Origin of the sequence: Pantoea sp. NPDC088449 (assembly GCF_044753225.1) — a bacterium.
GTDB classification, from domain to species: Bacteria; Pseudomonadota; Gammaproteobacteria; order Enterobacterales; family Enterobacteriaceae; genus Pantoea; species Pantoea floridensis.
The window spans coordinates 715,904-725,184 of the sequence record NZ_JBIVMT010000002.1; the positions used below are offsets into that span (position 1 = coordinate 715,904).

The following is a 9,281-nucleotide window of genomic DNA, read 5'->3' on the forward strand; positions in this document are numbered from 1 at the left end:
GACATCAATGACGGTCGCCTTTATGGCGACCGTTTTGTTGCTAATAGCCGTGCGGGAAACACGTCGCGTAACCATTCGATAAACACCCGCAGGCGCTGCGTAAGATGCCGATTTTGCGGATAAACCACGTGAAATGGGTATCTTGACGGTTGCCATGCGGCAAGTATCTCGACTAAGCGTCCCGCTTCAAGATCGGCTGCTGCCGCATAGCGGAAGGTCTGAATAATCCCCAATCCCGCCACCGCCGTTGCCAGATGTGCATTGCTTTCATTCACACCAATGCGATGTGCAGCCTTGATTTCCAACACGTCCTCATCACGCGCAAAGCGAAACGGAAACGCCCGGCCACTTTGTGGCGATAAATAGCTGACCAGCCGATGACCGTTGCGTAGCTCCTGCGGATAAGCCGGCACGCCATACGTTTTCAGATACGCGGGCGCGGCGCAGGTGATGAGCTCAGCATCGCCCAAATGTCGCGCCACCAGCGAAGAATCACTCAGCGGACCGCCACGAATGACGCAATCGACATTGCCACTGATTAAATCTACTGCACGGTCTGAGACGCCAAGATCCAGGCGGATTTCCGGATAGCGTGCGATAAAATCCGGCAACAAAGGAATTAATACATCGCGCGCGGTGGATCCGCCAATATCGATACGCAAATAGCCGCTGGGTTTAATGCTTTCTGCGTTGAAAGAGTGGTCGATATCTTCCAAATCACGCACGATGCGCAGCGCCTTTTCGTAATAGTCGCGCCCTTCGGGCGTCACCGTAACGCGTCGCGTGGTGCGCTGCAGCAGGCGAATGCCAAGATGCGCTTCCAACTCCTGCACCAGCTTGCTGAGCGTGGCGTTGGGCATATCCAGTGAATCTGCCGCACGGGTAAAATTGCCTGCTTCTACTACGCGTGCAAACGCGCGTATTGCCATTAACTGATCCACGCCGTTTTCCTCAAGCCCGCATTATCCACCTACAGAAATAGTCCTTTCGATTTTACACCATTTATCACCAAACCCAGCAGGAATAGAGTGCTTCTCATGCACTGCAACGCAGTCATCTCAACCCCATTACATTTGGAGAAGTACACATGAATACGCTTAACGGTAAAATCGCACTGGTAACCGGCGGCACCACGGGTATCGGTTTAGCATCAGCGCAAGAGTTAGCGGCACAAGGCGCCCGCGTATTTATCACCGGACGTCGTCAGGCGGAGCTTGATGCGGCGGTGGCCCGCATCGGTGCCAGCGTCACCGGCATTCGCGCTGATGCTGCACTGCTGAGCGACCTCGATAATGTGTATGCAGAAATCGCCCAACAGGCGGGGCGGCTGGATATACTTTTTGCCAACGCGGGCGGCGGCGATATGTTGCCGCTCGGTGCCATCACCGAAGAGCATTTTGACCGCATTTTTGGCACCAACGTACGCGGCGTACTGTTCACGGTGCAAAAGGCGCTGCCGCTGCTCAGCGACCACGCCTCGGTGATCCTCACCTCCTCCACCACTTCGGTTCAGGGCACTGCCGGTTTCAGCGTCTACAGCGCCAGTAAAGCGGCAGTACGCAACTTTGCCCGCTCGTGGGCGCTGGACGTGAAAGACCGTGGCATTCGCGTTAACGTTGTCAGCCCAGGACCGGTGCGCACGCCAGGCTTAGGTGGCTTGGTGAGCGAAGATCAGCGTCAGGGATTGTTTGATGCGCTAGCGGCACAGGTGCCGTTGGGTCGCCTGGGGGAAGCGGAAGAGATCGGCAAAGTGGTGGCGTTTTTGGCCTCTGATGCATCCAGCTTTATCAATGCCGCCGAACTGTTTGTCGATGGCGGTATGGCGCAGGTGTGATAGCGCAAGGTAGGTATGACTGGGCCAGTGCCGATCGTTGATATCGCCGGTTTTTCGTAGGGTGCGCATTCATGCGCACCTGCATAAACTGGCCTTTCTTTGCAGCCTTCAGGCCGCGCTGGGATCGGCTTCCACATACAAATAACCGATACCCAGCACCTGACGCGCGCGATCTAACTGGCCAAAATGCACATTTGTGCCTTTGCTTTTCAGCGCATCGCGCGGATCGAAAGGATTGAAATCAATCTGCTGCACGATGCTGTGCAGCCAATTTTCACCGAAAGTACAGCTGCGCCCATATAACCAAATCTGGTTGATATTCAGCGTATTGAGAAAATTATACAAGCTCATCCCGATCGCCTCTGCTGCACGCTGCGCCCACGCCACGATCCACGGCTCGCCCGCTTGCCACGCGGCCAGCAACTGCTTGCTCGAGGGCTGCGCTGCCTGCGCTGCTCGCTGATGAGCAGCCTGTTTTAACGCGCTAAGGGACGCTACCGTTTCCAGACAACCCTGGCGTCCGCAGCTGCAGCGTAAGCCGTCGGGCGCAATAATGGTGTGGCCGATCTGGCCACTGCCATAAAGATTGCCGCGAAAGATTTCACCGTTAATCACGAAGGACGATCCAATACCATAATCGACGTTGATGACGCAGAACTCATTCAACGCGTTGCGGTTGAGCCACTTTTCAGCCAGCGCCAGCATCACGCAGTCGTTATCGACGCGGACTTCAACGCCAAGCTTCTCCTCCAGCAGAAATTTCATCTGCAGCGGCGTCTTCCACGCGGCCTGCGGCATATGCTGTGATACGCCCGTCACCGGATCGACCTGGCCATGTACCGCCAACGCCAGATTAATGCGCCGCTTCGGCCACTGTTTACAGGTTTGCCGCCATACCGCTTCAATCTCATTGAGCAGTGCTTCCGGCGTCTCAGCGTTGATCGTGGTTTGCTGATAGTCGCCTTGCGGCACGAGCTGCGCATCAGCCAGCTGCCGTTCAATACTGGTTGGCTTCACGCACAAACACAGCGTCCACGGCCCTTCGGAAGGCAGTTGAAAACTGCCGTTGCTGTTGCCGCGGGTGCTCATCACAGCATGGGAATGCTGAAGTTTTCCTTCATCCAGCAGCGCCTGCAAAATTTTACTGGCAGCGGGGATCGTCAATCCACTGAGCTGGGCCAGCTGCGATTTGCTGAGCTGTTTATGGCGCCACATCAGATCAATAAACACGGCCTTATTGTGTTTGCGTACGTAAAAATTGTTCAGTCCAACCGGCTTCATTTTCTCTCCCTGCTTCCACAGCAGACGCGTTTACTAAACAGCGTTTACTATCTTTTGTGATGGTCTCACCATCCTGCTTGCACCCATTGCTCTAGAGTTCGTGCTCATCCCAATAACAAAAAATCATCATGACCTCTCAAGAGAAAAATTAAAATGACAACATCACCTGCAAACCATCCGTGGCTGCTCCGCCTCGGCATTCCACCCGCTCTGGCATGGGGCTACGTCGCTGTGCTGCTGTTTATGATTGGCGACGGCGTCGAATCGAACTATCTGGCTCCTTACCTGCATGAAAATGGCTTTTCGCTCAACATCGCGGCGGCGGTGATCGCGTTCTACGGCGTGACCGTTACCCTGGGTTCATGGCTGGCCGGTTCACTCTCCACGTTAATTGGTCCGCGCAAAGTGATGCTGGCGGGCGGTTTGATTTGGATTGTGTTCGAAGTCCTGTTTCTGGCCATTGCGCTCCCTTCACACAGCGTACTGCTGCTGGCGCTAACTTACGGCCTGCGCGGCGTGGCTTATCCGATGTTTGCCTATGCTTTTCTGGTGTGGATTCAGGCCGCCGCCCCCGCGGAGATGCGCGGCTCAGCAACCGGTTGGTTCTGGCTGGCGTTTACCGGCGGCTTGCCGACGCTGGGTTCGCTGGTGGCAATCTTCTCGATCAGATGGGTTGGCGAATATGCCACCTTCTGGCTGTCGCTGGGGCTGGTGGCGCTGGGTATGTTGGTGATGCTCGTCGCGCTGAAAGAGCGCAGCGGATATCAATCGCTGCTGGATGAAAAGCATCGTCAGCAGGGCACCGCCCGAACGCTGATGGGCGGCATTGATATTCTGTGGCGTGAACCACGCATTGCCGCCGCCGCCGTGGTCCGCATCATTAACACCACGCCCTACTTTGGTTTCTTTATTTTCCTGCCGGGCTTTTTCACCGAGCAAATCGGTTTTACACAAACCGAATACCTCAGCCTGATCACGATCATGGGCCTGGTTGGCATGAGTTTTAACCCGATCGTCGGCAAAATCAGCGATCGCATCGGCTGGCGCAAGGTATTGACGGTATTTGGCGGACTCGGCTCCGGTATTTCAATGCTGCTCATGTACTTCGTGCCGCAATGGAGCCACGGCAGCTTTGTGCTCAGCGTGATTTGCGCCTGTTTATATGGCATCACCTTGTGTGGCTATGTCCCTGCCGCAGCACTGTTTTCTTCACTGTGTCAGCCAAAAGATAAAGGCAATGCGATGGCGATCTACTGCTTCGCCGCCGGGCTTTCGACCTTCTTTGGCCCGGCACTCTATGGCGCCTTCAACGCACTCTTCGGCACCTCGGGCGTGGTTTGGGGATATGCCGCGCTGTACCTGGTGAGCGCGATGCTTTCGTGGTGCTTCCTGCTTAGCCCGCTCGATCCCGGCGAGCAGCACAATCCCGAGGCGCAGCGCCTGCGTCGTTTTGATTCTGTCGCTTCAGAGTAAAGAGAAAAACATGAAAGAGTTTGATTACATTGTGGTGGGCGGCGGCAGCGCTGGCTGTATCGTCGCCGCCAGATTGGTCAGGGAGGGCAACGCGCGCGTGCTGCTGCTGGAAGCCGGGCGCGATGAATATCATCCGGTATTAAAAATGCCGGCGGGTTACATGAAGTTCCTCGCCAGCGACAAGTTCCTGACGATGCATCAAACCGAGCCGCAAGCCCAGCTGAACGGACGCGGTGTGATTGTGCCGCAGGCGAAGGTGCTGGGCGGAGGATCGACGGTGAATGCCATGGTGTATATGCGCGGCCATCGTCAGGATTATGCCGACTGGAATCACGCGCTGGGCAATCAGGGGATTGACTGGTCGTGGGAGGCGCTGCTGCCCCACTTCACCGCTATCGAAGATAACGATCATCTTGGCGCCCCCGATCATGGCGTTGGCGGCCCAATGAAAGTGTCACATCTGGGTCACTTCAGCCCGCTCAGTCGCGCGTACGTCAAAACCATGCAGGGCCTGGGCATCCCTTACACGCCGGATTTCAACACCGGCAATCCGTTTGGCGTCGGGTTCATGCAGCACACCATCAATGGACAAACGCGACAGCGTTGCAGCGTGGTAGATGCCTTTATCAACCCGCTGCGCCAGGACACACGCTTAACGATTGCCACCGGCGCGCAGGTGGAGGAGATCCTGTTTGAGGGCGCGAATGCCACCGGCGTCCGCTACACGCTGGAGGGGCATCCGCAGCGTGCCAGCGCCTGCAAAGAGGTCATACTCGCCGCTGGCGCCTACCAAACGCCGAAACTCCTGATGCTCTCCGGGATTGGCCCACAGGATCAGCTGAAAAAGCACGGCATCACGCTACGTCATCATCTGCCCGGCGTTGGCAAGAACTTGCAGGATCACTATGAAGTACCGGTGGTCGCCAGCACCAAAGGTGCGTTTGGCTATTACGGTCAGGATCGCGGCTGGCCAATGATCAAAGCGGGTTTGCAGTACATGCTGTTTAAAACCGGCCCGGTCACCACCACCGGCGTCGAAACCTGTGCCTTCTTTGATCCGCTCGATTTTAGCGCCACGCCCACCATCCAGATGTTCTGCGTGCCCACGGTATATCTCGATCGCGATGTGATGGGCGCCGACCCTGGCCACGGCGTCACCGTTAATTCGCTGCTGCTGCGCCCCAAAGCCACCGGCGAAGTCACGCTGCGCGACGGTAGCGCCAGCAGCTTGCCGATCATTGATACGCAAATATTTGGTCACCCGGATGATTTGGCTCGCACCATTGCCGGCTTCCGCTTCGCGCGGCGGGTGATTGCCGCAACGCCCATCAGCGAGATGGTGCAGCAGGAAATTTTCCCCGGTGCAGAAATCACCTCCGATGCAACTATCGTCGAGCACTGTAAACGCATGGTGAAAACCGGCTATCACCCGGTGGGCACCTGCCGCATGGGGCACGCGAACGATCCGCTAGCGGTGCTAAGCGACGATCTGCGGGTGCGCGGGGTCAATCGCCTGCGCGTGGTGGATGCCTCAATGATGCCTAACATCGTTAGCGGCAATACCAATGCCATCGTGATGGCTGTCGCGCACCGCGCCGCAGAATTGCTGATGCAAACACAGGATTTCGTAAAGAAGGAGACAGCCGATGAGTGAAAAGTTGACGCGGCTGCAGCGGGCGCTGGCCGATTGGCAGCTGGATGCGGTGCTGCTCACCCGGCGCGATAACATCGCCTGGCTGACGGAAGGTGCCAGCTATTACGTTGTTGAACGCGCCGAAACCGGCGTCGCCAGCCTGCTGGTAACCCCGTATAAGGTGCTGCTGCTCGCACCCGAAAATGAGATGCCGCGCATTCTCGCCGAAGAGCCGCTGCCGTTTGCCTGCGAAACGCAAAGCTATCCCTGGTTTCAGTCGCTAAATAGCGTGCTGCCGCCCGGTAAACTTGGCAGCGATACGCCGCTTGCCGAGACAGCCGATATTCAGCAGCAGATGATCGTGCTGCGTCAGGGGCTGAACAGCAGCGAACAGCAAAGATTTCGCACGCTCGGACGCGAAGCCGCGCAGATTGTTGAGGATGTGGCGCGCCAGCTGCGTGCCGGCGTAACGGAATGGCAGGTGGAAGCGCAGATCGTTGCGGCTTGCCTGGCGCGCGGCATTCGCCCGATGTGCACCTTAGTGGCGGCCGATGAGCGTATCGCCGCATTTAAACATCCGGTGCCCACTGCGAAAATAGTGCGGCACCAGCTGCTGATTACGCTGGGCGCTGAGCGCCATGGCCTGCACGTTAGCCTGACACGCCTGGTGCATATCGGTGAACCAGCGCCCGCGCTGCGCCAGCGCCTTCAAACCTTGAGCCAGATCCATGCCGATATTCTCTGTGCAACCCAGCCTGGCCGCAGTTGGTCTGCGGTGTTCAACGCCATACAAAATGCTTATCAGCAGCAGGGTCAGGGCGGTGCCTGGCGCGATCATCATCAGGGCGGCCCGGCCGGTTATGGCTGTCGCGACGAGATCGTAACGTCCGAGTCGCAAGGCGAAGTACGGCTCAATACAGCGCTCGCGTGGAATCCCACGCTCAGCGGCGTAAAAAGTGAAGACACCTTTTTATTGACCTCCGAGGGCTGCGAGGCACTGACGCGTACCGCAAACTGGCCGCTGATTAGCGTGCGACGTGGCGCCAGCCTACTGCACTTCGCCGACTGGCTGGTGTTACCGGCATCTTCATAAGGAAGCGACCATGTCACAACGTTTAACCAACAAAACCGCGATTATCACTGGCGCGGGCAGCGGAATTGGCAGCGCGATTGCCAGGCTGTTTGCGCGTGAAGGTGCCCGCATAGCCCTGTTTGATCTCAACACTGAGACCACCGCAGCGCTGGCCGCCCAGCTGCAGGAAGCATTTGGACAACAGTGCGTGGCCTGCGTGGCGGACGTGACGCAACCGCAGCAGGTACAACGTGCGGTGGTGCAGGCACAGGACGCGCTCGGGCCTATCGATATTCTGATCAACTGCGCAGGCGTGAATGTATTTCGCGATCCGCTGGGGCTGGAAGACGACGACTGGCAGCGCTGCATGGAGGTCAATCTGAAAGGGCCTTACAACCTGATCCGCAGTGTGTTGCCGGGGATGCTGGCGCGGCATTATGGCAACATTGTCAACGTCGCCTCGGTACACGGACATAAAATCATTCCAGGCGCTTTCCCCTATCCGGTGGCAAAGCACGGATTGATTGGCATGACGCGGTCGCTGGGGGTGGAATACGCCAGCCGGGGCATACGTGTTAACAGCGTGTCGCCGGGTTTGATCATGACGCCTGCCGCAGAAGCCTGGCTGGCAAGCTGCCCTGATCCTCAGGCAGAACGTGAACGCCAGGCGGCATTACTGCCCTGCAAGCGCATCGGTGAACCAGATGAAGTCGCTTATACCGCGCTGTTTCTCGCTTCAGATGAGGCGCGCTTTATCAACGCAACCGATATTCTGGTGGATGGCGGCCGCAGCCAGGTTTATCACGATTAATCATTCCGTTTGCTGTCAGCCTGTTGCGCATCACTGCGCACCTGACTAAATCCTCCGCATTGATGCGTTAAAACAGGTGGCAGCAACCGCGCAAAAAATAACATTAGCGCGCCATAACCCGCTATTCTTCGGTGCTGAAGCGACCCTCTGTCATTTGATAATCAGGAGCCTGGAAAAGATGTCTGAGAATCCCAGCATTGCCCTCATTGGACCGGGTGCGATTGGCACCACCATCGCCGCCGCTCTGCATGAAGTTGGCCGCACGCCGACCCTCTGTGGCCGCACCGCGCATCCGCAGCTCGAACTGCGTCACGACAGTGGCAAAATTATTGTCCCTGGCCCGGTGCTCACCCATCCGGCTGACATTGCGCAGCCGTTTGATCTGGTGTTTGTGGCCGTAAAAACCACGCAGGTGGCAGACATCGTCGCATGGCTGGCGGCGCTGTGTGATGAAAATACCGTGGTGTGCGCCCTGCAGAACGGCGTAGAGCAGAAAACGCAACTTGCACCCTATGTCAACGGCGCAGCGGTACTGCCTTCGGTGGTGTGGTTCCCTGCCCAGCGAGAACCGGACGCTTCGGTGTGGCTACGAGAAAAACCGCGCCTGACGCTGCCTGAAACGCCACAGGCTGAACGGGTCGTTGCGGCGCTGCGTGACACGCGCTGTAGCGTCGATCTCTCGGCCGATTTTCTCACCATCGCCTGGCGCAAACTGCTGCAAAACGCCGTTGCTGGCCTGATGGTGCTTTCGAATCGTCGCGCCGGGATGTTCCAGCGTGAGGATGTTACCGCGCTGGCATTGGCCTATTTACAGGAGTGTTTAATGGTGGCGCGCGCTGCCGGGGCAGCGCTGAGCGACAGTGTGCCGCAGGAAATTGTTGACCGTTTCCACCAAGCACCTGCTGATCTGGGCACGTCCATTCTCGCCGACCGCCAGGCCAATCGCCCGCTGGAGTGGGATATCCGCAACGGCGTGGTGCAGCGCTATGGCCGAACCTATGGCATCGCCACCCCGATAAGCGATGTGATCGTGCCCCTGCTGGCGGCAGGAAGCGAAGGCCCAGGCTGAAGATCTGGGGTTACCTGGTCGCCATGAATGGCGTAATGCCGCTCACTTAAGCAAAAAAATGCCTGTTTATGCAGGTGCGCATGAATGCGCACCCTACGAAAACCCGGC

Annotated in this window: 8 protein-coding genes; 6 read left to right on the forward strand and 2 right to left on the reverse strand. The window is 57.6% G+C overall.

Annotated elements, in window-relative coordinates:
• Positions 1-20: 20 nt before the first annotated feature.
• On the reverse strand, positions 21-941 hold the full coding sequence (locus tag ACIP6T_RS14520) for a LysR family transcriptional regulator (protein ID WP_400457940.1): 921 nt from the start codon (positions 939-941) through the stop codon (positions 21-23).
• Positions 942-1,087: 146 nt separating this feature from the next.
• On the opposite strand from ACIP6T_RS14520, the gene ACIP6T_RS14525 reads away from it, so the two are divergent.
• Positions 1,088-1,834: an SDR family oxidoreductase gene (locus ACIP6T_RS14525; protein WP_400457941.1), complete on the forward strand. Its 747-nt coding sequence runs from the start codon at positions 1,088-1,090 to the stop codon at positions 1,832-1,834.
• Positions 1,835-1,942: 108 nt separating this feature from the next.
• On the opposite strand, the gene ACIP6T_RS14530 is transcribed toward ACIP6T_RS14525, so the two are convergent.
• Complete coding sequence (locus tag ACIP6T_RS14530) at positions 1,943-3,115, reverse strand: ROK family protein (RefSeq protein WP_400457942.1); 1,173 nt, start codon at positions 3,113-3,115, stop codon at positions 1,943-1,945.
• Positions 3,116-3,268: 153 nt separating this feature from the next.
• On the opposite strand from ACIP6T_RS14530, the gene ACIP6T_RS14535 reads away from it, so the two are divergent.
• The 5 genes from ACIP6T_RS14535 (at position 3,269) to ACIP6T_RS14555 (ending at position 9,173) form a co-directional block, all read left to right on the forward strand.
• A complete protein-coding gene (locus ACIP6T_RS14535; protein WP_097097728.1) occupies positions 3,269-4,588 on the forward strand; it encodes an MFS transporter in 1,320 nt (439 codons plus the stop codon).
• A 10-nt stretch (positions 4,589-4,598) separates the two neighbouring features.
• Complete coding sequence (locus ACIP6T_RS14540; RefSeq protein ID WP_400457943.1) at positions 4,599-6,242, forward strand: GMC family oxidoreductase; 1,644 nt, start codon at positions 4,599-4,601, stop codon at positions 6,240-6,242.
• Positions 6,235-7,314 (forward strand): M24 family metallopeptidase, encoded by a 1,080-nt coding sequence (locus ACIP6T_RS14545; RefSeq protein WP_400457944.1) that lies wholly within the window; start codon positions 6,235-6,237, stop codon positions 7,312-7,314. Before ACIP6T_RS14540 ends, ACIP6T_RS14545 begins: the two co-directional genes overlap by 8 nt.
• Positions 7,315-7,324: 10 nt before the next feature.
• On the forward strand, positions 7,325-8,104 hold the full coding sequence (locus tag ACIP6T_RS14550; RefSeq protein ID WP_400457945.1) for an SDR family oxidoreductase: 780 nt from the start codon (positions 7,325-7,327) through the stop codon (positions 8,102-8,104).
• A gap of 178 nt (positions 8,105-8,282) precedes the next feature.
• The gene (locus ACIP6T_RS14555) at positions 8,283-9,173 is read left to right on the forward strand and encodes an oxidoreductase (protein WP_400457946.1); all 891 of its coding nucleotides are present in this window, start codon (positions 8,283-8,285) and stop codon (positions 9,171-9,173) included.
• Positions 9,174-9,281: the final 108 nt, after the last annotated feature.

Coding starts and splice junctions, on each gene's coding strand:
- ACIP6T_RS14555 (WP_400457946.1), top strand. CDS start 8,283: ATGTCTGAGAATCCCAGCATTGCCCTCATTGGACCGGGTGCGATTGGC.
- ACIP6T_RS14535 (WP_097097728.1), top strand. CDS start 3,269: ATGACAACATCACCTGCAAACCATCCGTGGCTGCTCCGCCTCGGCATT.
- ACIP6T_RS14530 (WP_400457942.1), bottom strand. CDS start 3,115: ATGAAGCCGGTTGGACTGAACAATTTTTACGTACGCAAACACAATAAG.
- ACIP6T_RS14545 (WP_400457944.1), top strand. CDS start 6,235: ATGAGTGAAAAGTTGACGCGGCTGCAGCGGGCGCTGGCCGATTGGCAG.
- ACIP6T_RS14550 (WP_400457945.1), top strand. CDS start 7,325: ATGTCACAACGTTTAACCAACAAAACCGCGATTATCACTGGCGCGGGC.
- ACIP6T_RS14525 (WP_400457941.1), top strand. CDS start 1,088: ATGAATACGCTTAACGGTAAAATCGCACTGGTAACCGGCGGCACCACG.
- ACIP6T_RS14540 (WP_400457943.1), top strand. CDS start 4,599: ATGAAAGAGTTTGATTACATTGTGGTGGGCGGCGGCAGCGCTGGCTGT.